This is a genomic window from Anaerocolumna xylanovorans DSM 12503, assembly GCF_900143645.1.
Lineage (GTDB): Bacteria > Bacillota > Clostridia > Lachnospirales > Lachnospiraceae > Anaerocolumna > Anaerocolumna xylanovorans.
In genome coordinates, this window is sequence record NZ_FRFD01000016.1 from 47,546 (window position 1) to 73,709 (window position 26,164).

Sequence of the window (26,164 nt, forward strand, 5' to 3'; positions counted from 1 at the left end):
CTTGGAGCAAATGAACCTGTTTTTTCTATGTTCCCATTAAATTGTAAAAGCATCATTGGCCTTAAATGCCATATTTTCCACTAAACGAACCTGATAGTCGTTATAGAGATACAACCGGTAAATCAAAATACTGACCTCTTCGCCCACGGTAATCACATCATCTTCCAGGGAACGATAGGAGATAAATTTCAAGCCGCCCACGGTAAGCCGTAGTTCCAGCATGTTGCCGCGAAAGAAAATGGCTTCCACTGTCCCCCGTTCTGAGGCATGGGGATAAATCTCCTGCTCCTTCTTGGTAACACGCACGAATTCAGGCCGAATTATGGCTTTTAAATAGCCTTCACTGGTTTCAAAGCCATGCAGTTGACCATAATTTTCAATTACAATAGATTCACCAATGAATTTGGCAGCAAAGGGAGTGGCAGGATTCTTATAAATGTCTATGGGAGTTCCGATCTGCTCAATACGGCCGCTGTTGGTGATGATGATTTCATCTGCTACCTCCACTGCTTCCTCCTGATCATGGGTAACAAAGATGCTGGTGATACCCACCTTGTTAATGGTCTCTCTTAACCAGGTACGCAGCTCTTTGCGAATCTTGGCATCAATGGCAGCAAAGGGTTCGTCAAGCAGCAGCAGATGAGGATTTGGCGCCAGGGCACGGGCAAAGGCCACCCGCTGCTTTTGCCCGCCGGAAAGCTGATGGGGGCGGCGCTTTTCCAGCCCCTCCAAGCCGATCAGCTTAATCAATTCGTTTACCCGCTGTTTGATGTAGGCTTTGTCTTTCTTTTGCACCTCAAGCCCAAAGGCAATATTATCAAACACCGTCATGTAGCGAAAAAGGGCATAATTCTGAAATACAAAACCAATTCCCCGGCTGCTGGCAGGCAGGGAATTCACCCGCTGTCCGTCAATAATGATGTCACCGCCATCCGGCGTTTCTAACCCGGCAATCATGCGTAATATAGTGGTTTTACCGCTTCCTGAAGGGCCAAGTAACCCAATCAGTTTTCCTTTTTCAATAGAAAAGCTGACATTATCTGCTGCCTGAAAGCTTCCGAATCTTTTGTTGATATTTTGGAGTTCTACATACATATCCTTTTACCTCTCTTCTCTCTTGACGCGGTATTCCACGATGTTACGCAAAATTAGTATTATTACTGCAATCAACACCAAAATGGAGGAAACGGAAAAAGCAGCTGTCAGCTTGAATTCGTTGAACAGGATTTCCACATGAAGCGGAAGGGTGTTGGTTTTTCCCCGCAAATGTCCGGATACTACCGACACTGCGCCGAATTCGCCCAAGCTGCGGGCAGTGCAGAGAATCACTCCATATAACAGTCCCCATTTGATGTGGGGAAGGGTGACTTTGAAAAAGATGCGAAAGCCTCCTGCCCCCATCAGGGCAGCAGCTTCTTCCTCGTCACTTCCCTGTGCCTGCATCAAAGGAATCAGCTCACGGGAAACAAAGGGGAATGTAACAAAAATTGTAGCCAGTACAATACCTGGCACCGCAAACACAATTTTAATATCCCAGGCTTCCAAAAGCGGGTAAGCCCACCCGATTCGTCCGAACACAAGAATAAATACCAACCCGGCAATGATAGGTGAAATGGAAAAAGGAATGTCAATCAATGTGGTAAGTGCCTGTTTACCCCGAAAACGAAACTTAGCGATGGTCCAGGCGGCGAAAACTCCAAATATGGTATTGACAATGACCGTAATCCCAGTTGCCAGCAGGGTCAAGTGCAGCGCTTTTACCGCATACTCATCGGTTATGGCTTTCGAAAAGGTTTCGAAGCCCTGCCGTAAGGCATAGACCAGCACTGTGGCAAGAGGTAAAACAAGCATGATAATCAAAAATGCCCCGCCAAGCAGGATGAGTATCACTTTGACAATTTTCTCTTTCAATTCTTTTACCCCCTTGCGATTTTATTGATTCTGGCCTGAAGCAAATTGATTCCAAACAGCAGAATGAAAGCAAAAATAACCATTACCAGCGCAATAGAGGTGGCGGCGGCGTAGTTGAACTGCTCCAGTTTATTCATAATAATCAGCGGCGTAATCTGCGTCTTATAAGGGATGTTCCCCGCAATAAACACCACGCTGCCGTATTCACCGATACAGCGGGCAAATGCCAGTCCAAACCCGGTAAGCGCAGCGGGCAGGATTTCCGGAAACACTACTTTAAAAAAGATACGGGAACGGCTGGCCCCCAAGGCCAGTGCCGCTTCCTCATACTGTGGATCCAGCTTTTCCAGCACCGGCTGGATGGACCGCACCACAAAGGGGATACCGATAAAAATCATGGCAATCACGATACCAACGGTAGTGTAGGAAATTTTGATACCGATTTTATCAAACCATCCTCCTATCCACCCCTTACCGGAGTACAAGGTGGTCAGCGAGATACCGGCAACCGCGGTGGGCAAGGCGAAGGGCAGCTCTATCAAACCATCCAAGATCCTCCGGAAAGGAAATTGATAGCGGGTCAGTATCCAGGCGAGGAGAATTCCAAAAACTACGTTCACCGTAGTGGCAATGGCCGCACAGGAAAGGCTCACTTTATATGTAGCCACCGTCTGCTCGTCGGTAACGACCCGCCAAAAATCGTTAAAAGTGGTACCTGAAAGAGTCAGAAGAACCGAAAACAGAGGTAACAGCACAATCAGGCTAAGCATGGTGATGGTGATTCCCATAGAGAGCCCAAAGCCCGGTATTACGTTGTTCTTTCTCATGCCAGAATTTTTTTTCAGATGAAACACGTATTAATCCCCCTAATCGGTAATTATGTAACGAGTATTATTTCTTATAAATCTCATCGAAGATGGCCCCGTCTGCAAAGAACTTCTCGGTTGCTTTTGCCCATCCTCCGAAATCATCGTCAATATTGACCAGCTCAATGTCCAAATTAAAAGTGCTGCTGAATTCCTTCAAAATATCGGGGTTAGAGGGACGGTAGAAGTTCTGACCTTCCAGCCGCTGTGCCTCATCCGAATAAAGATATTCAAGATATGCCTTGGAGACTTCTTCCGTACCATGCTTTTTAACATTCGTATCTACCACTGCTACTGACGGTTGTGCGAGAATGCTTAAGGATGGTGTGACAACCTCGAAATCATCCGGGTGCTCTTTTAAGGATAGGAAGGCTTCATTCTCCCAGGCCAGCAGTACATCCCCCTGCCCATTTTCCACAAAAGTGGTAGTAGCACCTCTCGCACCGGAATCCAGCACAGACACGTTGGCATATAAAGCTTTCAAGAAATCCTTATCCTTTGCTTCATCCCCGCCGAACTTTTTATTGGCAAAAGCCCAGGCTGCAAGGAAATTCCACCGCGCACCGCCGGAACTCTTAGGATCGGGAGTGATGACTTCCACACCGGATTTCACAATATCGTCCCAATCCTTCAGATTTTTGGGATTGCCCTTGCGTACTAAAAAGACAATCGTAGAGGTATAGGGAGCACTGTTCTTTGGAAACTCATTTACCCAGCCGTCCTCAATCAGACCGGCCTTACGTAATTCGTCCACATCGCCCTCCAGCGCCAGTGTCACCACATCCGCCTCGTTACCCTCCAGCACTGAACGGGCCTGCTTGCCGGAACCTCCATGAGACTGGGTAATCTCTACCTTTTGCCCCTTTTCCTTCTCCCAGTATGTCTGGAAAAGCTTGTTGTACTGTTCGTAAAGTTCGCGTGTAGGATCGTAGGAAACATTGGTGATGGCCACTGATTTGGCAGAATCCTTGTTAGCGGCCAAAGAGGAATCTTTGCTGGCGCAGCCGGTAAAAGCGCCTGTAATTAAACCTAAGGTGATTGCCAGTGCCAGTGCTTTTCTTGATAAAATAGATGTGCGTTTCATAAAAACATACCTCGTTTCATAATTTTATTATGTTTCGTTTCAAACATGGTTCGGATAACTGTCTCTTTACCTTTCATCTGTAAAGGCTAAAGGGTGCAACATCGAAAATACACCGGAATAAGTATGCCTCGGTTCAACATAAGAATCACTCCATTTTCAATTCATATAAAATCTATAAGTTTAGTATGTTATTATATTACCCTAATAATTTTAAGGTTGCAACGAGAAATTAAGCAATCGTTTGCGTAGCACATTACTGCCAGAAAGGACAAAAAAATCCGCCCTGTCCATTCTTCTTAGGACTTGACGGATACAACTACAACACAAAATCATTTACATTAACCACGCTCCGATACATAGGACCTTGATATCCCAATCTTATTGGCTATCTCCCTCTGTGTTACTTCTTCCTGAGCATTAAGGCCATACCGCATTTCTATTATCTGCTTTTCTCTCTTATTAAGAACTTTATTGACCAGCTCATAGAGTTTCTTTACATTTCCCTGCAGTTCAATATCGTCTATGATATCAGTTTCTGAACTTTCTATGATATCCAATAGATTAATCTCATGCCCCTCTTTGTCAGAACCAATAGGCTCATACAGGTAAACTTCTTTTGCCTGTCTCTTACCGCTCCTTAACATCATAAGCAGTTCATTATCTATACATCTTGAGGCATAGGTCGCAAGCCGTATCCCTTTGTTTGGATCAAAGGTGTCGATTGCTTTTATCAATCCAATCGTGCCAATGGATATTAAGTCATCTATTTCTCTATCCGCTGTATTGTACTTTTTAACAATGTGTGCTACCAGGCGGAGATTACGTTCAATTAGAATATCCCTTGCTTCTTTACTGCCTTCCATACAACGGCAAAGGATATCCGTTTCTTCCTTGGCGCTTAACGGCTTTGGAAAAGATTTCACTGTAAAAGCACCTCAACAATAGGGGTTTATTATTAATTTATGCCCGGTGCAGCTATTAAGTGCCTTTCCTAAATAAAAGATTTCCGGTAATTTTGAATTCTTTCATTTTTCTATTGTCCTAAACTTATCCTTCTTGACTGAAAACTTGTAAATTAATATAATAGAATAAAAGCTTTTACAATAAATTGTCCCCAAGACAAAGAAAGAGGTCCTATGTCCGTCAAGCAAAAGCTTCAATATTTTTGGGATTACTACCGTGTTACTGCCCTTGTTATCATATGCCTTGCCTTTGTTACCGTAACAGCTTATAAAACTATTTCCTCCAATTTACATAAATACAATCTCTATTGCATCCTGCTAAACGATGTAAACAACACCTCTCTTGCAGATTACATAGGCACAGACTTTCCTGCTTATCTTCACAAGCCTGATTATAAAATAAACATAGATAATGGCTACCCCTTTTCTTATCTGAAAGAATATGATATTAACTGGCCGGATGAAAGCTCCACTGCAAAATTCATGTCACTTACGAGCACCGGTAAAGCAGATGTCGCCATATCGGATTATAATTCCCTGCTCTGGGCGGTACATGAAGATTATGCCTACTCTCTTGATGAAGTCCTTCCAGCCGGCCTCCTTCTAAAGCTTAAGCCATATTATGTATATGCTGACTTTAAGGATTCAGATGGAAATGACGGTAAAATATACGGCCTTGATATCTCCGGCACAGAAGCTTTTAAAAGCCATAAAAGTAACTACAGCGACGGAGTTGTGTTTCTTCCGAAACTGACTGCAAAGGCTTCGGAGCAGAAGAAAAAAGATAGAGTTGTTTCCTTTATTGAATATCTTTTTCATGACTGATATTTTCTTTTGATGGTAATATGGGTAAAGTATCAGCCTGCCTTGCGACAGGCTGAATTATTATGACAATCTCATTTTAAAGTCTTCATAACCGAATTCTTTGATTACCTGTGTTCCTTTTTCCTGACTCCAAAGAGCTATGGAGGGGAGTCCCATACCGTTAAAGGTATTGTTCTTTACCATGGTATAGTGCCCCATATCACAGAATACTAAGGTGTCTCCTGGCTTTAAAGGCTCCTTGAAGGAATAGTCCCCAATAATATCACCGGAAAGACATGTAGGTCCTCCCAGGCGGTATGTATAGGCATACTCTCCCGGTTTACCCGCACCGATCACCTCCGGTCTGTAAGGCATCTCCAGAACATCCGGCATATGGCAGGCGGCAGAGGTATCAAGGATTGCCAAATCCATTCCATTATGAAGGGTATCCAGTACTCTTGCCACCAGAAAGCCTGTGTTAAGTGCCACTGCTTCCCCGGGTTCCAAATATACTTGTACCTTATATTTGTCCTTGATGAAAAGTATACATTCAATCAAAGTATCAAGGTCATAATCATTTCGGGTGATATGGTGTCCTCCGCCGAAGTTCACCCATTTCATACCGGCAATATACTGTCCGAATTTCTCATCAACTACCTTAAGGGTACGCCATAAAACATCGGAGTTTTGCTCACACATGGTGTGAAAATGCAGGCCGTCAATACCCTCTAATTCGGATGTCCTAAACTGGCTTAAGGTCACTCCCATACGGGAGCCGGTAAAACAGGGATTGTACATATCTGTTTCAATCTCTGAATATTCCGGATTAATGCGGATACCACAGGAAATATGCCTGCTGCTTTTTCTTAGCATATCCTTGTACTTTCCCCATTGGGAAAAGGAGTTAAAGACAACATGGTCACACAGAGACAGGATTTCCTCCATCTCCTCTTCTTTATAGGCAGGAGAGAAAATGTGCACTTCTCCCTCCATCTCCTCCCTGCCAAGCCTTGCTTCATAAAGGGAGCTGGCAGTGGTGCCCTGTAAGTATTTCCCAATAAGAGGATACACAGAGAACATGGAAAAAGCCTTCTGGGCAAGTAATATCTTACAGCCTGTTTTATCTATAACATACTTTAAGGTTTCAAGGTTTTTCTTTAGAAGAGACTCATCCATGATGTAAACCGGTGTCTTTAAGCTCTCCGGATCAAAGTTTAATACACCCTTCATTGGCTTCTCCTCCACTAGTCTACTAGCTTCGGTGCAAAGGATTCTTTCCAGGGCAGTCCGCAGCGGTTTAATTCTTCCATAAATGGATCAGGATCAAATTCTTCAACATTATATACACCTGGCTTCTTCCAGAGTCCCTTTAATACCATCATGGCACCAATCATAGCAGGCACGCCGGTAGTATAGGAAATTGCCTGTGAGCCTACTTCCCTGTAACATTCCTCATGGTCGCAGACATTGTACAGATAATAGCTCTTTTCCTTGCCATCCTTTATCCCCTGGAAGATACAGCCTATGTTGGTTTTTCCTTTGGTTCTGGGTCCTAAGGAAGCAGGGTCAGGAAGAACGGCTTTTAAAAACTGCAGCGGTACAATCTGCTTTCCTTCAAATTCAATGGGTTCGATGGAGGTCATACCCACGTTCTCAAGCACTCTTAAGTGTGTAAGGTATCTTTCAGAGAAGGTCATAAAGAAACGTATTTTCTTAATTCCCTTAATGTTAAGGGCAAGGGATTCCATTTCCTCATGATGTAACAGATACATATCCTTCTCTCCGATTTCCGGGAAATCATATACTCTCTTAATGGATATGGGCTCTGTCTCAATAAATTTACCGTTTTCAAAAAAGCTTCCGTTTGCCGTTACTTCACGGATATTAATTTCCGGATTAAAGTTGGTTGCAAAGGGATATCCGTGATCTCCTGCGTTGGCATCCAGGATATCAATCTGATGGATTTCATCAAATTCATGCTTCATGGCATAGGCTGAAAAAACCCCTGTTACACCGGGATCAAAGCCGCTGCCAAGAACTGCCGTAATTCCGGCCTTCTCAAACTTCTCCCTGTATGCCCACTGCCACTTATACTCAAACTTAGCGGTATCAAGAGGTTCGTAGTTGGCAGTATCCAGATAATCAGTTCCCGTTGCAAGGCAGGCATCCATAATAGTAAGGTCCTGATAAGGCAGTGCAACATTTATTACAATATCCGGTTTAAAGCCGTTGATTAATTCTATTAATTCTTCGGTATTATCAGCATCCACTCTGGCAGTGCTGATTTTGGTAAGGACATCCTTTCCATAAAGGGGATTGCTTCCCTGTTCTTTCTCTATCTTTTCCTTGTAGGCATCACATTTGGAAACCGTTCTGCTTGCTATCAGAATTTCTGTGAATACCTCTGGATTCTGGCAGCACTTGTGAATTACTACTCCGGCTACTCCTCCGGCACCTATAATTAATGCTTTTGACATAGTAAGACCTCCTTTGTGTTTTTTGTTTACTTTATATTTATTTTCTACTATCCAATCTCAAAATGAAGCCATAGAAATTATACTTCTTCTTCCAGCTGCTCTTTTACATAATTGGGAATGGCAAAGGAGCCTAAATGCAGCTCTGTATTATAATATCTGGTTTTAAGCCCCAGCTTATTCCAATCCTCTGCCTTTAAATCCTTAATGGGATCATATTTTTTGGAGGCAAAGCCGAACAGCCAGTGTCCTGAAGGATAAGTCGGTATATGGGCCTGGTAAACCTTTGCAATGGGAAAGGTATCCTGGATACGCTTATGGGCTCTTCTCATAGAAGCAGCATAAGAGGAATAATACATACTCTCATGCTGGTTCACCAGTATTCCGTCTTCCTTTAACGCCCTATAGCAGTTACCGTAGAATTCCTTTGTAAATAAACCTTCACCCGGGCCAAAAGGATCTGTGGAATCAACTATAATCAGGTCATATTCCCCTTCTTTTCCTCTGACATAGCGCAGCCCGTCTTCAAAATACAGATGGACCTTGGGATCAGTAAGTCCACAGGCCGTACGGGGCAGAAATTCCTTGCATACCCTTACTACCTCTTCGTCTATCTCCACCATATCAATATGCTCTATAGCCGGATAACGTAAAAGTTCTCTGACAGTTCCTCCGTCACCGGCACCGATTACCAGTACCTTGCGGATAGAAGGGTTTACTGCCATGGGCACATGGGTTATCATATCATGATAAATAAATTCATCCTTTTCCGTCACCATGAGGTAACCGTCAAGAGTAAGGATTCTTCCGAATTCTCCTGATTCAAAAATATCAATTCTCTGGAAGTCGCTCTGAAGACTTACAAGCTGTTTATCAATCTTAATGGAGAAACGTGCTTCCTCCGTATGGTTTTCCGTATACCACAGCTCCATTCTAACTCCTTTCGTGAATATGCATGGGATTAGTTTAAAAAATGTCTTTTATTTTTCAAACTAATCCCGCGCATATCGCAAGTTTACTTGCGATACTGCTTAAATAGAAATTTGAAAAATGTATCACATTTTTCAAACCCTCTCCACAATATTGATATTATTAACTGCCATATCTTCGGTACCAGTTAAAAGGCAGCCCTTCTCCTTGGCATATAGTATATAATTAACGATATCCTCTGTAATCCTCTCACCCGGTGCCAGAATAGGAATTCCCGGGGGATAGCACATAACAAATTCTCCGCATATCTGTCCTACGGACTTCTTTATGAGTAAAGACTTCTTATCACTGTAGAAAGCCTGTTGGGGAGCAATAACAACCTCCGGGTTGATGTATTCATGGTCAAACATACCGGACTTGTCATTCTTACCGTAGAGCCTCTTAATCTCTGAAAGGGAGGCAATTAAACGTTCAATTTCCATGGCACGGTCTCCGGCGGAAATAATCGCAAGGAAATTGCTGATATCGCCGAATTCAATCTGGATGCCATATTCATCCCTTAAAAGGTCATATACCTCAATTCCGGCCAGCCCCACATTTCTGGTATGGACAGAAAGCTTGGTAGGGTCAAAATCAAAGATGCAGTCGTAATCAATCAGTTCATTTCCAAAGGCGTAATATCCACCCAGCTTATTGATTTCCTGTCTGGCATATTCCGCATATTCCACTGTCTTTGCAAATATCTCTTTTCCGTTAAGGCTTAGATTCTTTCTGGCAACATCAAGGGACACCAGCAAAAGATAGGAGCCGCTGGTGGTCTGTGTCAGATTGAGTACCTGCCTCACATGCTGGGGATTTATTCCTTCCCCGCACAGTAAAAAAGAGCTTTGTGTTAAGGAGCCGCCAGTCTTATGCATGCTGACTGCCGCCATATCCGCACCGGCTGCCATGGCAGATACCGGCATATTTTCTCCAAAGTAAAAATGGGTTCCGTGAGCTTCGTCCACCAGTACCTTTACATTATGCTCATGGGCAAAGGATACAATTCCCCTAAGGTCAGAGCATATACCATAGTAGGTGGGATTATTCACAAGAATGGCCTTAGCCTCCGGGTTCTCAAGGATTGCCTTCTTTACTTCCTCAAGGGACATGCCAAGAGGTATCCCAAGTTCTTTATTAACTCCGGGATTAACATATACGGGTACAGCTCCGCAGACTACCAGTGCGTTGATGGCACTGCGGTGGACATTCCTTGGCATAATGACCTTATCCCCTGTCTTACAGACGGACATAATCATCCCCTGCACGGCTGCCGTAGTTCCGTTTACAATAAAAAAGGCGGCCTCTGCCCCAAAAGCATCGGCTGCAATCTGCTCTGCTTCGCGGATTACTGAAGTAGGATGGCAAAGGTTGTCCAAAGGCTTCATGGAATTTACATCCACCTTCATACAATTCTCACCTAAGAATTCGGTGAGCTCTTTGTTACCTCTTCCGCCTTTATGTCCGGGAACATCAAAGGGTACTACCCTGTTCCCTTTATGCCTTTTCAAAGCCTCAAAAATAGGGGCCTTTTGCTGAAGGAGTAAATTCATTTTTCCCGCCTCCTCCAGTTAGTATATATTCATGCCGCTGAATATCTCGATCATCTCTTTACGCAGGTTACTGGTAATCTCAAGCCTTTGCTTGGGCGGCAACTCATACACATCCAGATTAAACAGATAATTCTGCAGCTCTATTTCTTTAATGAGCATCTTGGTGTGAAAGATATTTGACTGGTATACATTCACATCAATCGCATCGTATTTGGTCAGCGTTACATCATCAATATAATCCTGTATGGAAGTTATATCGTGGTCGATATAATATTTTTTGCCCTCAACATCTCTTGTGAAGCCTCTGACTCTGTAATCAATGGTTATAATGTCCGAATCAAAACTCCCAATCAGATAATCCAGTGCATTAAGCGGTGATATTTCGCCGCAGGTAGACACGTCAATATCTACACGAAAAGTGGATATGGAGTTATCAGGATGATACTCCGGAAAAGTGTGCACTGTAACATGACTTTTATCCAGGTGCGCATGTACTGTATCTCTTAAATGGTCGGTGTATTTCCCCTGATTGCAGGATTCATCAATATGCTCCGAGGAAAGGTCACCTTCTGCAATTAAAATATTAACAGAAGCTCCCTGGGGATCATAATCCTGTTTTGAGATATTCAGTATATGTGCTCCAATCATCTGTGTTACATCACATAAGATTTTTGTTAATCTTTCGGAATTATACTGTTCATCAATGTAAGCAATATAATCCTTTTGCTCTCTCTCACTTTTTGCATAGCAAACATCATAGATGTTGAAGCTAAGTGTTTTTGTGAGGTTGTTAAAGCCATACAAAGCCAGCTTTTTCTCCAACCCTAACATCACAACCTTTCTATCACATAATCGGTTTACATTGTAGCATGTTTACGCTTAAAAATCAATGTGATTTTCGATAAGGCTTTCTAAAAAGCCTGTAAAAATAAAAATATAAAAAACAGCAGTATCCGGGAGCCTTTCTAAGCCGGCTCCGGATACTGCATATCTTAATAATCATGTATTTTATTCACTTCTTAAGGCTTCAATGGGGTTTAACTTTGCTGCCTTATTTGCCGGCAAATATCCGAACAGGATGCCGATACCGGCGGATATTCCAAAGGATACCAGCACAACGGACAGACTCGGTGCTGCATTAAAGCCAATGAGCTTGCCAATTTGTATACTTGCAAAAGCCCCCAGGAGAATTCCGGCTATTCCTCCGATTCCGCTGGTCATTCCAGCTTCCATGACAAATTGCCGCATAATGTCTTTTTTCTTGGCTCCAAGGGATTTCCTGATACCGATTTCCCTGGTTCTTTCAGTTACCGATACCAGCATGATGTTCATAATTCCGATTCCGGCTACCAAAAGGGATATTCCGGCAATTCCCGCAAGAAGGGCGGTCATCATTCCAATCTGCATATTTATTTCCTTTAGCATATCAATGAGATTGGTTGCAGAATAGAATTTCTTGTCATGATAAATCTTATAAAGATAATCATTAAGGTCGGAAGTTACCTTTTCTACCGAGCCGGTATCTTTTGCCATAAAAAAATAGCTTGTGATGCTTCCGATATTCGCCTGTCTTGCTGCCGTTGTATAGGGTATGTAAATACAATTATCATCGGACCATTCCACGTTGTTGGCGGTTTCTTTCAGAATTCCTTTTATGGTATATGCTTCCCCGTCGATTTTAAGAATATCTCCTACTTTCGCCTTTTGATGAAACACCCTTAAATCAACATAGCTTCCGATGACACAAGTCTTCTCAAGATTGGATACATCCATATAACTGATAAAGCTTCCCTTTTCTACCTTTTTTTCATTCAGGGCAGCATATTTTTCATCCACACCGGTAACAGTGATTCCCTCTAGCTTATCGGCCGTTCCCTTTACGGTAGTCTGAAAAGCAACATTGGGAATTACTGCTTTCACGGTATCCTTATGCTTTTTGGCATAAGCATACATATCCTTTTCCGTAATTATAATATCCCCGTTTCGTCCCATTAGGGTTACCGTAACGTTATTTACTCCCATGGAGCCGAAAGAGGATATCATCTCTTGTGTCATGCCCTGCATAAGACTTACCATGATAATAACGGAGGCAACACCAATAATCATACCTAACATCGTAAGGAAAGACCGCATTTTATGGCTTATAATGCTGCTCCAGGAGAGTTTAAATACCTGTATCGGGTTCATGCTCTTCCTCCCCTTCCTTTATAGTGGCTTTGTAGTTTTCAACCTTTCCATCAAAAGTAATCTTACCATCCATAATCCGGACTACTCTTTTTGCCTCGGCTGCAATAGAATTGTCATGGGTAATCAGTATAATGGTATTTCCTTCCCTGTTCAGCTCCTTTAATAAATCCAATACCTCTCTGCTGGTACGGGAGTCCAGTGCTCCGGTAGGTTCATCCGCCAGGATGAGGGAGGGCCTTCCTGCCAATGCTCTTGCAATGGATACTCTCTGCTGCTGCCCGCCTGATAACTGATTAGGCTGGTTTCTCCACTTGTCACCGATTCCTACCTTCTCTAAAACCTCCAGTGCCCTTTTCTTTCGTTTTCCCTCACTCATTCCGGCATATAAAAGGGGGAGGGAAACATTCTCTAACAGATTCTGCTTAGGTAACAGGTTATACTGCTGGAATACGAAACCAATCATTTTATTCCGTATTTCAGCCAGATAATCCCCTTTCATTTTACTTACATCCTGACCGTTTAAGATATATTTTCCGCTGGTAGGAGTATCTAATGCTCCGATAATATTCATCAGGGTTGATTTACCGCTTCCGGATTTCCCGACAATTGCTACGAATTCTCCCTGATGGATTTTCAGAGTGATGCCATCATTGGCCCTGACCTGGGTGTCGCCCATTTCATATACCTTCTGTATATCAATCATTTCAATTAAAGGCGCTGCGTCCATGTCTCCTCCTATTCTGTCACGGTTTCTGTGTCACTGCTGTAGTAGTAGCCCATACCGCCCGCACCAGTCCCGCTGGTATCTACATAAGGGATATAGACTTCATCACCTTCTTTCAGGCCGGACTTAATTTCCACATTCGTTCCGTCGCTGATTCCGACCTCTACCTTTACCTCACGAAAACCTTCCGGTACACCGTCTGCACTAACGGCCTTGCTCTTCCCTTCCTGCGCTTCTTTCTGAGCAGATTTTACATATACCACATTATCACGCATAACCGCTCCGGCAGGTATTGTAAGAACATTATCAGCCTTTGCTGTTATAATCTTTCCTGTAATATTCATTCCGGGAAGAAGATTTCCGATTTTATCAATACGGATGGTAACCGGGTAGGTGCTTACTCCATTGGTAGTGGTGCTGTTTAAACCGATTTTCTCCACCTTGCCTTCTATTTCTTCTCCAGGAAGGGCATCTGCTGTAATTTTTACCGTTTGGCCAACTGAAATATTCCTGATTTGCAGTTCATCCACATTCATCCGAAAGGTCATAGCCGATAAATCATAAACAATCGCAAGGGCTCCTTTTGCACTGTCTGTTGATGGATCTATGGTATCACCCTTTTTCTTATTTTTAAGAATTACCTGTCCGGAGATAGGGGATTTGATACTGTAATTATCCAGCTGGTTTTTCTGATTCTTAAGCGCCAGCTCTGCTTCTTTTAAAGTCAGCTTACTGTCTTCTATTGCATTGTCGGCATCCTTGGAAGAAAAGGTGTAAATTACACTTCCCTTTTTCATGTATTTGCCTTCCTTCAGATTTAAGGTGCTTATTTTTCCTGATCCTTCTGCCGTTATAGTCTGCTCTATACCGGCACGGAAAGTACCGCTTCCGGCACATTGCTCCTTTCCGATACTTGCCAGGGCAGTGTCTCCAACCGTTAATCCTCCAGGGTTCTTAACCTTAACAGTTACCTTCTTAACAGAAATGCTTCCGGGAAGAGTTTCTTCCATATCGTTTACTGCCGTAACTGTTCCATTCAGCACTTCCATTGTAGTAGCCATAGAAATACTTGCTTTTTTCCCAATCAATCCGTCATTTACCAGGGAAGAAAGAAACGGTACATCCAGGTACATATAGTCCCCGTCGTAAATATCTGCAATATTGGTACCAGTCTGTATACTATCCCCTGTCTTTACATACAATTTTTTTACATAGCCGGATATCTTGGCAGTTCCCTCTAATTCTCCCAGCTTCGTTAAGGTATCATTATAGGTCTTTTCTGCCTTTTGAAGGGATAAGGAAGCATTTTCAATACTGTTTTCCACATCTTTGGTGCTTATCTGATACAGAATATCTCCCTTTTTGACCATATCGCCTTCCTCAAAAGGAGCATCCAGCACTTCTCCCTTTACCAGTGCATTTACTTCATACTTATCCAAAGGTTCTATGGTACCCTTGCCGCTTAACATACTCTCTATATTTCCCGCCGCCACCGCAGAGGTCTGTACCTCCGTCTGTACCTGATGGCCTGATGGCTTAAAATATCCAATAGCCTTTGATATTATTAAAACAATAACAATAAGGATAATGCCGTATTTAATAATTTTCTTCCATCTTATATTTTTAAAATTTATCTTCCGCTTTTGCTTCTCACTGTTTGCTTCCTTTTTTGCCATACTAAACCTCCATGCTGAATATGTAGTTGAAAAATGTCCGCCTCCCGGCAATCGTTATTTCTTAGTTGCAACAATAACCCTGATTACGCCGCCTTCTTGGTTTATCTTATCAATAAAGGCTTCCATGTGATATTCTTGCTGGTTAGTGGTAATATCGGAAAGCTTAGCGGAATAATACTTATTGTTGCTGTAGACATATACAGCAACTTTGTCTGAAATCGGATAAGATGCCTCACCGGCCCGAACCTGGTTCTTTTCAATGGAACCAACCAAAATCCGGTACAATTCCTTAAATGCTTTTATTTCACCGTTGTTAATTAAGAATCCTTTTGCCCCTGTGGCTACGCTAAAGCTGACTCCCTGGGCAGTATAAGAATATTGGGTACCGTAAAGATCATAAGTATAATTGCCAATCTTTTGGGTGTATTCTCCAAGCCCCGGTATGAAATCTGTCTGGTCTGTCATCACAGAAGTTAACAGGATACCATACTGGAAGAGGTCACCAGTTGCATCGGACAATATTAAATCTGTAATCTCATTATTCTTATTAACGCCGCAGTATAAAACGTTTATACTGCCGAGTTCCATATCTGCCAGCCTTTTTACACTTACTCTGATATAGCCGCCCTTTGTCACGTCAATAATTCTGGCATTGGCCGCTATTGCCATACCCGAAACACGGGTGGCATCACTGTTTACCTGTCCTCTGATAACTGGTGAGGGAGCTTTGGACACTACTGCCTCGCCTGATGTATACTTTATCTCTACCACATCGCCTTCCATCAGATTTGTAAGCTTTGTATCATATTCCTGCTCATTCCCGCTGGTATCTACAACACGGACATAGTTATTCAGATCGGATTTTCCTGCAGCATCCTTTGAAACATGTTTCCCTACTTTTAATATGTATCCGGCCATTACAGGCTGGAGGGTTTCAGACGGTATAATGCCTGCCACTGTTCCGTCATCTCCCATAAGCAGTACAACTCGCATGCCTTCCTTAATGCTTCCCTGGGCAGATAAGTCATACCCTACAGCCTGGCTGCCTATCTGATAAGTGTTTCCTGCCACAACAATTTCCGTGGGGGCTACTTTATTGGGTTTTACCCCTTCATAAACTCCATAGACCTTAGTGTCATAAATCCATATGGTTTTTAATTCTTTGGAATAATAAACCACATCATAATCTGTTATCTTGCCGATATCACTTAACTCACCGTTTTTATATACTTTTCCGCCCCTTACCTCCTGCGGCAGGCTTTCTGAAAAATTACTCTTTGCTATAAAGGGACCCTTTTTGTATTTATTTAAAATACCTAAATAATCCATATTTCCCTTTTCATCATATGCCCAGATTGTCTTTGCTTCCTTGGAATAATATAAGACATCATTGCTGGTAATATCAGACACTTTTGCCGGTTTGTCATTTTTATAAATACTGGCAGATGCCGTACTAAACGGCAGTTTCTCCTTCCAGCTGCTTCCCAAAAGAAAAGGACCTTTTTTGGTATTATCAAGAAGCGTCTTATAGTCGATATCACCGTTTGAATCAAAATCCCATACCGTCTTTAAGAGTGTAGAGTAATAGAGAATATCTCCTGTTTTAAGATCTGCTTTATCACAGAGTACCTTATTCTTATATAGTTTTGTCTTATTTACCTTAAAGGGTAATAAGCTCTCCCACTTTGAATTCACAAAAATAGGTCCCTTTAATGATTCATTAACCTTCTTATCATAATCAATCTCTCCCCTTGAATTCAATGCAAATCCGAATACTTCCCCATATAAAGTACCCTCTTTACTTTTTGCCTTTAAGATATTGTAGAATAAGTTCTTACAGTCTACTCTTTTCAGAGCGCCGCTCCGCTTTAAACCAATGTTATTGTTTAAATCCTTATCCAGATAAAGACTGTATTTTGCATCGGCAATATTCCCTTCAAAATCTGCATTACTGTACCCGAGCAGCAAAACGGCACCATTGATAGCCTCTTCCAGCGTTACGGGCTGCTTGGGCTTAAATTTGCCTCCCAGATAGCCGCTCATCCATCCCTTGCTGACAGCAAGCTTAATATAGCCGGAATACTTACTGTTCGGAGATACATCCGTAAAGATTCTTGAACTGGCACCACTGCTGACCTTTCCGGCATAACTGGATGCCTGGACCAACATTTTAGCAAATTCTTCACGGGTTACCTTTTTCTTCTCTCCCTGATCCCCCGCTGCGGTTTCACTTATTATCCCCAACATTTCCATAACCTTGACGGAAATATCAATATTTCCTGATTCATACTGAAAGCCTGCTGCAGTTTCCGCTTTCTTATCGGTATCTGCGGCAGCCTGAACCTCCCCTTTTGTTACTGTTGTTACCGCCATCACCGACATTACAGCTGCCATGATGAAACAAAGCATCTTCTTTTTCACTCTCATGTCTCCTTGCATCATATTTATAGTAATTTTCTTTGATACCTATGTAAAACATGAATATTTTACCATATCATATGAATTTAATCATTAATAAAATCTTACTTATAGATTATAATTCTCTAAAGAAACTCCAAAGAATGGGTAAAATCATTCATTTGCTCATGAAAATTATAAATCATGGAAGCTATATATGCCATAGATTTATATTACAAATGGAATCTTTTACCTTACAATTTTGTCACATTGGCCACTCCACTTTTTCTGAATGTCCTTGAAATCAACAAAAGCGCTCCAAATCTATAGTTTGCTTTATTAAGAAATCTAAAAAGCCACTTCATATAAAGTGGCTTTTATCACAAAAATATAATTTATGTTCTCCCTGCTACCTTAAATCAACCTTGTGCCCCTCCATACCGGCGGTATATTCAAACTCCAGATCCTTTACCCCATCTCCTGTAAACACCGTAAGAGTATTATCATCACACAGCTCATCGATAATAGGAATGAACTGCTCCCTGGTTCCAAAGGATATATTTTTAATCCGTTTCACCCCGTTTGCATGAACAAAATTCTTTGGCTTGGGGTCAATATTAAAATAGGTCATAAAAAACGGAATCTGCATTTCATCGGGAAACAGACAGGTAAAGCGGAGTTTTCTCCCCTTTGTGTCATTCCTTCTGGAATTCATCTGAAAATATCCCTGATTATTCCGTTTAAGCACAGCCGATTCTTCGTTAAGGTCTTTTCTGTAGTTCTCAAGCGCCACTGCACAGGGTCCCCCTTTATGGGTATCCCAATAGTCCAGCCGGTCTGCAAATCTGCCCTTTCCAAAACAACGCAAAAGGCTTTTGAAGAACTTAGGCATTCCGCTGGAAGCAAGGAGTTCCAGATAGGGGCCTTCCGAGAAATAGATAATCGCATTGTAAGGATTTTTCTTTGAACCCATTTCCACCTCAAAACCCCGGTCTTTAAATTCCCTTACCGCCTCTTCCAAGTCGCTTACTTTATATATAATATGGCTGACCTTCAATGTCCGTGCTCCTCCTTTACGACGATTTTCCCTTGTTCTACTCTGCAAAACCCAGATGTACAAACTTCATCATTCCCATCCAGTCTGAAACCCTGGCCATGAAACGAATCCCCGAACTCCACTGGGGATTGAACGGAATGCCCTTGAAATACTTCTCACAGGAAACCAGATGAATAAGAGGAGACCAGTTTTCAAGTTCCTTCGCATTGTTCACGCAAAAATACATTATGGCACCTTTATTTCCGGTCTTTTGAACCATACGGTTGGATTTCTTTACCGTCTGCCTGGATTCGGCGTCAAAATACAGTTCTCCCCCCGGAAAACGTTTGGCCATGGAACAGAATATTTCCTGCAGCTGCTCTTCTTTAAAATAATAAAATACACCACCGGAAATAAAGAAGATACCATCCTGCGGATTAAAACTTACCTGGTCAAACCAGGAAGTATCAAACAGGGATTTTGCAATACTGACATTTCGCTCTGAGTCCGGTATAAAGCTCTGACGGAAAGCAATGGAGTCGGGCAGATCCAGATTGTACCACCTGATGGTTCCATTATCCACCCGGGAAAATGAAGTATCCAAGCCTGCGCCAATATTTACTATCGTAGCCCGGGGATGCTTTTTGATAAACTGCCGGATGGCATCTTCCATTTTTCGGGCACGGACCACATAACAAATTCCTCCGAATTCACCAAAGGTCTTTGCAATGCTGCTAAAATCGTAGTCACAGTTCTTGATAATATCAATTGCCTGCCGGTCGTAAAGAATATCAGGGTTCTTCTCACTGGCTACAGCACGCCCCCAAAGAGGCAGAAGCATGGTACTTTGTACCGTCTGCTTCTGCAGTGTTATTTTTTGTTCCATATAGACTCCTTTCTTATAACCAAACAATATATGACATCACATTGTTAGTTATGACTAACCTACATGTATTATACCAATTGATTTCCAAAATGGAAAGCATTAATATAATAAATAAAAGAGTGTCTCATAACTGGGTAAACTGACTTTTGGGACACCCCTCCGGATTCTTTATGTATATAGTTTTCTTTTCTTAGGCAAAAGCCCGATAAGAAGAATTACAGGAAATACAATGGCTGCAAGAATTCCTGATTTTAAATTATTATCAAAGTATGAGGACACACTTCCGACCAGTGTCGGTCCGGCAGAACATCCTAAATCTCCCGCAAGGGCAAGAAACGCAAACATTGCGGTGCCTCCCCCTCTGATGGTCAGCGCGGCCATACTAAAGGTACCGGGCCATAGAATCCCGACGGACAAGCCGCACAGCCCACAGCCGATTAACCCCAGAACCGGAACAGGCGATAAGGAAATCACCAGATAGGATGCCATGCAAAGCAGGCTGCTATAAAACATAAACCTTTTAAGATTAATCTTTTCTCCGTATTTTCCGTAAAATACTCTGGAGGTTCCCATCATTATGGCAAACAGCATTGGCCCTGTCAAATCTCCCATGGTCTTGCTTATGCCAAGCCCCCGCTCTGCAAAAGCAGAAGCCCACTGGCTTACAGACTGTTCACTTGCACCGGCACATACCATAAATAGCAGCAGGAGCCAAAAGGTCTTATTCCTTATCAGCTCTCTAAAACTTAATCCTCCATTTTCCTCGGATATCAAAGGTGCAATGGGGACCTTTATAAACATAATTCCATTGAATACAGGAATCAGTGCCCACAATAAGGCAAGAACCTTCCAGTGCTCTATGCCGATAAAGCAGAAAAACAAGGTTGAGAACAGCACCACTCCAACCTGTCCCCAACAGTAAAAGGAATGAAGGATGCTCATAGCCTTCTCCTTATTGTCAGTAGGACATGCCACAACAATGGGGCTTATCAGAACTTCCAGAAGACCACCGCCTGCCGCATATATCATAACCGCCGTCACAAGCCCTGTAAAGGGATCAGAAAACACTTCCGGCAGTACCGTCAGTGAAATAAGTCCTGCTGCGGATAAAACATGCGCTGCTACAGCAGATACACGGTATCCTATCTTGTCAATAAATCCGACAGATAACAGATCTACCAGCAATTGCAGTCCGAAATTAAGAGTAACAATCAATGTAATCTGGCTTAATGAGATCGAATAGCTTGTCTGTAATGTAATAAAAAGCAGCGGTACAAAATTGTTTACGATAGCCTGTACGATATAACCGATAAAACAGGCGCGTATGGTTCTGGTATAGTTTTGGTTCATTATGTCTCCCCTTGCAAGTCTCTTTATTCTTTTCTTCTTAGTATATCATTTTCCTCCAGCCCTTCTCCCAGATCCACATAAATGACCTGCTTTGGATGGGGACAGCTCTCCATTTCATTTCCTTCTTCATCACGAATGCCTTTTACAGTAAGCATCAGATTCCTGCCGTCCGGCTTCATAACTTCAATTTCATCACCTGCGCAGAATTTATTTCTCTGCTCCAGACGGTAATAACCTTCCTTATTTTTCTCTCCTATGATTCCTAAATAGGTATATTCTTTAATGTAAGTGTTGTTATCATATATTTGGGCATCAGCGTCCGGCTTACCGAAGAAAAACCCGGTAGTAAACTGACGGTAAGTACATTTGGAGATTTCTTCTCTGTAATAAGGTATATTCTTTTCGTAAAGAGCCGGATTTTCAAAGAAATCATCAATTGCCTTCCGGTAGGTTCTGGCTACGGAAGCAACATAAAGAGCTGTCTTCATCCTGCCTTCCACCTTAAAACTGTTAATTCCGGCATCAACTAACATAGGGATATATTCTATCATGCACAAATCTTTGGAATTAAAGATATACGTACCTCTTTCATTCTCCTCCACCGGCAGGTATTCCCCCGGCCTGGTTTCCTCCACCAGATAGTATTTCCAGCGGCAGGGATGCGTACAGGCTCCCCGGTTGGCATCCCGTCCGGTAAAGTAATTGCTAAGCAGGCATCTGCCCGAATGCGCCATACACATAGCACCGTGAACAAAGGTTTCTATCTCAAGGTCTTCCGGTATATTATCACGGATTCCCTTAATTTCTTCTAATGACAGCTCCCTGGCAGATACCACGCGCTTTGCTCCCAGGCGGTGCCAGAAGCGGTATGTTGCATAATTAACATTATTAGCCTGGGTGCTGATATGAAGCTCAATTTCAGGTGCCGTTTCCTTTGCAATCTCAAATACGCCCGGATCTGATATAATAATGGCATCCGGCTTCATTTCCCGCAATTCTTTAAAATATTTTTCTATGCCGCCTAAGTCCTCATTATGGGCAGTGATATTGGCAGTCACATATACCTTCTTACCATGGGCATGGGCAAAGGCTATGCCTTCTTTCATGCTTTCGGCAGAAAAGTTCTTAGCCTTGGCGCGAAGTCCGTACATCTCTCCGCCGATATAGACTGCATCTGCCCCGTAAAGTACTGCTATCTTTAATACCTCCAAATTGCTTGCAGGAATTAATAATTCCGGTTTTTTGTATCCTAAATCCTCCATTAACATATGTTTACCTTAACCTTTCTATCTGCAGGGCTTATCTCTTTCTGCTTAACGTAACTCCGTCACCAACCGGCAGAACTGTCGTGCTAAGTTCTTCCGAATGGGTCAGAGTATACAGGTATTCTCTCATTCTCGTATGAATTGTTCTGTCTCTTCTGGTTATGCCATATCTGGACTGGGCAACGGTACCATCCTGTAACACATTATCCGTTACCAGTATACCGTCTTCTGCCAACAGCTTTAAAACTTCCGGAAAATAATTCATATACTGGGCTTTGGCAGCATCCATGAAGATAAAATCATAACGCCCGCTCTCTTTTTCTGCCAATTCTTTCAGCAAGGCAAGGGCATCTCCTTCCAGCAGACGTATCTTATCTGCCTTATCTGTGCTTTTTAAATTCACTCTGGCTTTTACCAGACGCATTTCAACTTTCTCAATGGTAGTGATATCGCAATCCTTCGGCATACACTCACTCATAAAAAGGGCAGAGAAACCAACTGCCGTACCGACTTCCAGAATATGAGCCGGCTTCTTCATAGCTATTAAAAAGCTTAACAGGGATTGTGTTTCCTTTTTTATAATAGGCACTTCTTCTCTTATTGCTTCTTTTTCCAAGATGCTAAGAAAAGAAGGCAATTCCTGGCTTAAGGAATTAATATATGCGGTAATACGTTCATCAACTATCATGAATACTCCAATCCTTTATCTGTCAAAAGGCTGTTCTTCATCAATGATATGGAATCATAAATAAAGACAGCCTCTTATAATCATTTTTTTGTACCGTTTGTACTGTTTGTGTTTTCTTCCTTGCCTTTACTTTCTTTTCCATCCGCATTTTCTGCATCCTCTTCGGAGCTTGGTACCGTCAGGACATTAAAGATTTCGTCATAGGTCATGGAAGTGTTTAATTCATAGGTTCCTGGCATAAGGTTATATTTTTTAAGCTTTGCTTTTAGGAAAAAGGAATACTTGTTAACGATGATACCGTTTACCTCCAGTTTGCTGGCGATATTCATTGTAGATTCCCCTTTTTTAACCTGTATGGCAGCATCATGACCGGGTGCTTCCGAAGCCGTTACCTTTCCGAAGACCTGATATCCGAAATCATGTGCCATACCGCTTATTTTAACCAAGAGGATAATCACGATGGTATAAAATAATATGTTTAAAAGAATCTTCAATATGGTACTTATTACCTTCAAAGCCACTTGCGAAGAGGTTGATCTTGCCGCCATACAAACTGTCTCCTTTTTATGACCGTATTCCCATGCATATCGCAAGCTTGCTTGCGATACTGCTTAGATAAAAAGTGAAAAATGCCTTTTATCTCTCACATTAATTAACTTCCATAATAATGGGAAGTATCATAGGATTACGTTTCGTCTTCTTCCATAAGTAATCACTTAAGGAATCTTTGATTTCATTCTTCATCTTGCCCCAGTCTGTTGTATTCTTGCTAAGACACTTTTCCAAAGCATCACTGACAACATTCCTGGCTTCATCCATAAGGTTTTCTGATTCTCTGACATAGACAAAACCTCTGGATACAATGTCGGGACCTGAAAGCACCTGATTGGTATATTTCTCAAGGGTCACAACAACAATCAACAATCCGTTTTCGGACAGATGCTGTCTGTCGCGCAAAACAATATTTCCAACATCTCCAACACCCAAACCGTCTACGAAGATTCCCTGTGCCTGCACCTTTCCTGTAACTCCTGCATGCTCCTCGGATACTTCCAATACATCACCGGAAGATATAACAAAGACATTATCCTTGGGAACTCCCATAGTCTGGGCCAATTCTTTATGCTTAATCAAATGCCTGTATTCGCCGTGGATAGGTATTGCATATTTGGGCTTGGTAAGCGCATAAATAAGCTTAATTTCCTCCTGGCAGGCATGACCGGATACATGGGTATCCTGAAAGATTACCTTGGCACCTTTCATCGATAAATCATTAATTACTTTAAACACGGACTTTTCATTTCCGGGAATAGGCGTAGAACTAAATATTACTGTATCTCCTGGCTTAATTGATACTTTTTTATGAATAGACGCTGCCATTCTCGGAAGTGCCGCCATAACTTCTCCCTGGCTTCCGGTTGTGATTAACACAATCTTCTCGTCCGGGTAGCTCTTCATTTGCTCAATATCTATCATGATATTGTTTGGCATCGTAATATAGCCAAGTTCCGAAGCAGTTGCAATAATATTTACCATGCTTCTGCCCTCAATCACTACCTTCCTTTCGTATTTTTCCGCAGAATTTATAATCTGCTGGATGCGGTCTACGTTGGAAGCAAAGGTTGCTACAATAATACGGTTTTTACTGTTTTCTGCAAAGATATTGTCAAAGGTTTTACCTACTGTCCGCTCAGACATGGTATAACCCGGTCTTTCTACATTAGTACTTTCACACATAAGTGCTAATACACCCTTTTTGCCAAGCTCTGCAAACCGGGGTAAATCAATGGTACTGCCAAATACCGGTGTATAATCCACCTTAAAGTCGCCGGTATGCACAATAATTCCGGCCGGTGTAAAGATAGCAAGGGATGCTGCATCCGCAATGCTGTGGTTTGTACGGATAAATTCTATACGGAAACACCCCAGATTAATGGACTGCCCATATTTTATAACTTTTCTCTTGGTTGATTTTAACAGGTTATGCTCTTTTAACTTATTCTCAATAATACCGATAGTAAGTTTTGTTGCGTAAATAGGTACGTTAATATCTTTTAATACATAAGGTAATGACCCGATATGATCCTCGTGTCCGTGGGTTATTACAAAACCCTTAACCTTACTTATGTTTTCCTTCAGATAAGTGACATCTGGTATTACTAAATCAATTCCAAGCATATCATCTTCAGGAAAAGAGAGACCGCAGTCTACTACAATAATACTGTCCTCGTACTCAAAGGCAGTAATATTCATACCTATCTGTTCCAATCCGCCTAAAGGGATAATCTTAACTCCCTTTTTATTTGTGTTTTCTTCTTTCAAACAATGCACCTCCAATGGTTAATTATGTAATAAAGTCCATCATATTTAAAGTGCACAGAGTATTTAATTAGATATGAATTATCAGGATTATTCTTTTTTTCTTTCGGCTGCACAGTCCTTGCAATAGCCATACATCTTAACCTCATGATCCACTACTTCAAAGCCCATGGATTTTTGTATTTGGTTTTCAAGGTTGTCAAGCAAATCTCCCTGAAAAGTCAATACATTCCCACAGCTTAAACAAATCAGGTGATGATGATGATGGGCTTTCTTTTCCTCGTCCATATTTCCAATTTCATAACGGACATAACCATCTCCTAAATTCAGCTTATCAATAAGGTTTAATTCAGCCAACAATTGAATTGTTCTGTATACGGTAGCCAATCCAATATCCGGATTTTTCTCTTTTACGATTTCGTAGATTTCTTCAGCAGTTAAATGCTTATCCGGCCTCATTTCCAAGGCTTCCAATATATCAACCCGCTGCGTGGTAACCTTAAGGCCCTTTTCTTTTAACAGCATTTTAAACCGATCTTTTTTATCAGGCATTTCCAATCACCTTTCCGCTTCCATAGATAAGTAATAATATCGCTGAAAACCAATCCTCTAACTAAAAACCTGCACCTCTATATCTTTCTCATTACATTCTTTTTATATTTCATTAATTTTTATAACTTTTGTCACATTTCAATGTGACTGCACATATTAATATGATACTTTTCATCTTATGACTCAAATTCAACGTCTTCTAACAGTTCTTCAAAGATATCTGCTATCAGATTCAATTCCTCTTCCTCTTCTACTATCGTATACAGAGAGGACTCCTCTCCGTCTGCGGACATATCTTTCAGTATATACGCCACACCGTCGTCACCCTCACCCTGTGAGTCTGTAACCAGTAAATAGGTATACCCATTTAATTTTGTCTGCTCAATTACATAAAAGGTAACTTCTTCATTATCGTCTGTAATAAAGGTCACCAAATTCTTATGTTCTTCCATCTCAACCTC

General features: G+C 42.0%; 24 protein-coding genes. 1 reads left to right on the top strand and 23 read right to left on the bottom strand.

What is annotated here, in order from left to right; translation table 11 throughout:
- Nucleotides 1-36: 36 nt before the first annotated feature.
- The 5 genes from BUF11_RS21945 to sigK form a co-directional block, all read right to left on the bottom strand.
- Nucleotides 37-1,095 (bottom strand): sulfate/molybdate ABC transporter ATP-binding protein, encoded by a 1,059-nt coding sequence (locus BUF11_RS21945; protein ID WP_073591030.1) that lies wholly within the window; start codon nucleotides 1,093-1,095, stop codon nucleotides 37-39.
- Nucleotides 1,096-1,101: 6 nt separating this feature from the next.
- A complete protein-coding gene (gene cysW / locus BUF11_RS21950; protein WP_073591031.1) occupies nucleotides 1,102-1,911 on the bottom strand; it encodes a sulfate ABC transporter permease subunit CysW in 810 nt (269 codons plus the stop codon).
- Nucleotides 1,912-1,916: 5 nt separating this feature from the next.
- Nucleotides 1,917-2,738, bottom strand: coding sequence for a sulfate ABC transporter permease subunit CysT (gene cysT / locus BUF11_RS21955; protein WP_073591096.1), 822 nt, complete (start codon nucleotides 2,736-2,738; stop codon nucleotides 1,917-1,919).
- Nucleotides 2,739-2,802: 64 nt separating this feature from the next.
- Complete coding sequence (locus BUF11_RS21960; RefSeq protein WP_073591032.1) at nucleotides 2,803-3,861, bottom strand: sulfate ABC transporter substrate-binding protein; 1,059 nt, start codon at nucleotides 3,859-3,861, stop codon at nucleotides 2,803-2,805.
- Nucleotides 3,862-4,199: 338 nt separating this feature from the next.
- Nucleotides 4,200-4,784 carry an RNA polymerase sporulation sigma factor SigK gene (gene sigK / locus BUF11_RS21965; protein WP_073591033.1) on the bottom strand — a complete coding sequence of 195 codons (585 nt, stop codon included), beginning with the start codon at nucleotides 4,782-4,784 and terminating at the stop codon, nucleotides 4,200-4,202.
- Nucleotides 4,785-4,997: 213 nt separating this feature from the next.
- Between sigK and BUF11_RS21970 the strand changes: the two genes are divergently transcribed.
- Nucleotides 4,998-5,648, top strand: coding sequence for a hypothetical protein (locus tag BUF11_RS21970; RefSeq protein WP_073591034.1), 651 nt, complete (start codon nucleotides 4,998-5,000; stop codon nucleotides 5,646-5,648).
- A 60-nt stretch (nucleotides 5,649-5,708) separates the two neighbouring features.
- Here BUF11_RS21970 and nspC read toward each other — a convergent pair whose 3' ends face one another.
- The 18 genes from nspC to BUF11_RS22060 form a co-directional block, all read right to left on the bottom strand.
- Nucleotides 5,709-6,857: a carboxynorspermidine decarboxylase gene (gene nspC, locus BUF11_RS21975; RefSeq protein ID WP_073591035.1), complete on the bottom strand. Its 1,149-nt coding sequence runs from the start codon at nucleotides 6,855-6,857 to the stop codon at nucleotides 5,709-5,711.
- Between the two features lie 14 nt (nucleotides 6,858-6,871).
- Entirely contained in the window at nucleotides 6,872-8,104 is a 1,233-nt protein-coding gene (locus BUF11_RS21980) for a saccharopine dehydrogenase family protein (protein WP_073591036.1), read from the bottom strand.
- 77 nt (nucleotides 8,105-8,181) lie between these two features.
- Nucleotides 8,182-9,033 carry a polyamine aminopropyltransferase gene (speE, locus tag BUF11_RS21985; RefSeq protein WP_073591037.1) on the bottom strand — a complete coding sequence of 284 codons (852 nt, stop codon included), beginning with the start codon at nucleotides 9,031-9,033 and terminating at the stop codon, nucleotides 8,182-8,184.
- 132 nt (nucleotides 9,034-9,165) lie between these two features.
- Nucleotides 9,166-10,623 (bottom strand): aminotransferase class I/II-fold pyridoxal phosphate-dependent enzyme, encoded by a 1,458-nt coding sequence (locus tag BUF11_RS21990; RefSeq protein ID WP_084558820.1) that lies wholly within the window; start codon nucleotides 10,621-10,623, stop codon nucleotides 9,166-9,168.
- Nucleotides 10,624-10,641: 18 nt separating this feature from the next.
- Nucleotides 10,642-11,445, bottom strand: a complete 804-nt coding sequence (speD, locus tag BUF11_RS21995) for an adenosylmethionine decarboxylase (RefSeq protein WP_334293034.1) — start codon at nucleotides 11,443-11,445, stop codon at nucleotides 10,642-10,644.
- Between the two features lie 186 nt (nucleotides 11,446-11,631).
- The gene (locus BUF11_RS22000; RefSeq protein WP_073591040.1) at nucleotides 11,632-12,810 is read right to left on the bottom strand and encodes an ABC transporter permease; all 1,179 of its coding nucleotides are present in this window, start codon (nucleotides 12,808-12,810) and stop codon (nucleotides 11,632-11,634) included.
- Nucleotides 12,788-13,537, bottom strand: a complete 750-nt coding sequence (locus BUF11_RS22005) for an ABC transporter ATP-binding protein (protein WP_073591041.1) — start codon at nucleotides 13,535-13,537, stop codon at nucleotides 12,788-12,790. The genes BUF11_RS22000 and BUF11_RS22005 overlap by 23 nt, the downstream gene beginning before the upstream one ends.
- A gap of 8 nt (nucleotides 13,538-13,545) precedes the next feature.
- On the bottom strand, nucleotides 13,546-15,210 hold the full coding sequence (locus tag BUF11_RS22010) for an efflux RND transporter periplasmic adaptor subunit (RefSeq protein WP_073591042.1): 1,665 nt from the start codon (nucleotides 15,208-15,210) through the stop codon (nucleotides 13,546-13,548).
- Between the two features lie 54 nt (nucleotides 15,211-15,264).
- A complete protein-coding gene (locus BUF11_RS22015; RefSeq protein ID WP_073591043.1) occupies nucleotides 15,265-17,631 on the bottom strand; it encodes an S-layer homology domain-containing protein in 2,367 nt (788 codons plus the stop codon).
- Between the two features lie 385 nt (nucleotides 17,632-18,016).
- Entirely contained in the window at nucleotides 18,017-18,664 is a 648-nt protein-coding gene (locus BUF11_RS22020) for a VOC family protein (RefSeq protein WP_073591044.1), read from the bottom strand.
- Nucleotides 18,665-18,701: 37 nt separating this feature from the next.
- Nucleotides 18,702-19,529 carry a class I SAM-dependent methyltransferase gene (locus tag BUF11_RS22025; protein ID WP_073591045.1) on the bottom strand — a complete coding sequence of 276 codons (828 nt, stop codon included), beginning with the start codon at nucleotides 19,527-19,529 and terminating at the stop codon, nucleotides 18,702-18,704.
- Nucleotides 19,530-19,697: 168 nt separating this feature from the next.
- On the bottom strand, nucleotides 19,698-20,879 hold the full coding sequence (locus tag BUF11_RS22030) for an MFS transporter (protein WP_073591046.1): 1,182 nt from the start codon (nucleotides 20,877-20,879) through the stop codon (nucleotides 19,698-19,700).
- 23 nt (nucleotides 20,880-20,902) lie between these two features.
- Nucleotides 20,903-22,147, bottom strand: coding sequence for a peptidase U32 family protein (locus BUF11_RS22035; RefSeq protein ID WP_330393925.1), 1,245 nt, complete (start codon nucleotides 22,145-22,147; stop codon nucleotides 20,903-20,905).
- Nucleotides 22,148-22,178: 31 nt separating this feature from the next.
- A complete protein-coding gene (locus BUF11_RS22040) occupies nucleotides 22,179-22,832 on the bottom strand; it encodes an O-methyltransferase (RefSeq protein WP_073591047.1) in 654 nt (217 codons plus the stop codon).
- A gap of 80 nt (nucleotides 22,833-22,912) precedes the next feature.
- A complete protein-coding gene (locus tag BUF11_RS22045; RefSeq protein WP_073591048.1) occupies nucleotides 22,913-23,380 on the bottom strand; it encodes an endolytic transglycosylase MltG in 468 nt (155 codons plus the stop codon).
- Nucleotides 23,381-23,480: 100 nt separating this feature from the next.
- The gene (locus BUF11_RS22050) at nucleotides 23,481-25,154 is read right to left on the bottom strand and encodes a ribonuclease J (protein ID WP_073591049.1); all 1,674 of its coding nucleotides are present in this window, start codon (nucleotides 25,152-25,154) and stop codon (nucleotides 23,481-23,483) included.
- A gap of 87 nt (nucleotides 25,155-25,241) precedes the next feature.
- Complete coding sequence (locus BUF11_RS22055; RefSeq protein WP_073591050.1) at nucleotides 25,242-25,703, bottom strand: Fur family transcriptional regulator; 462 nt, start codon at nucleotides 25,701-25,703, stop codon at nucleotides 25,242-25,244.
- A gap of 176 nt (nucleotides 25,704-25,879) precedes the next feature.
- Entirely contained in the window at nucleotides 25,880-26,155 is a 276-nt protein-coding gene (locus tag BUF11_RS22060) for a DUF1292 domain-containing protein (protein ID WP_073591051.1), read from the bottom strand.
- Between the last annotated feature and the right edge of the window lie 9 nt (nucleotides 26,156-26,164).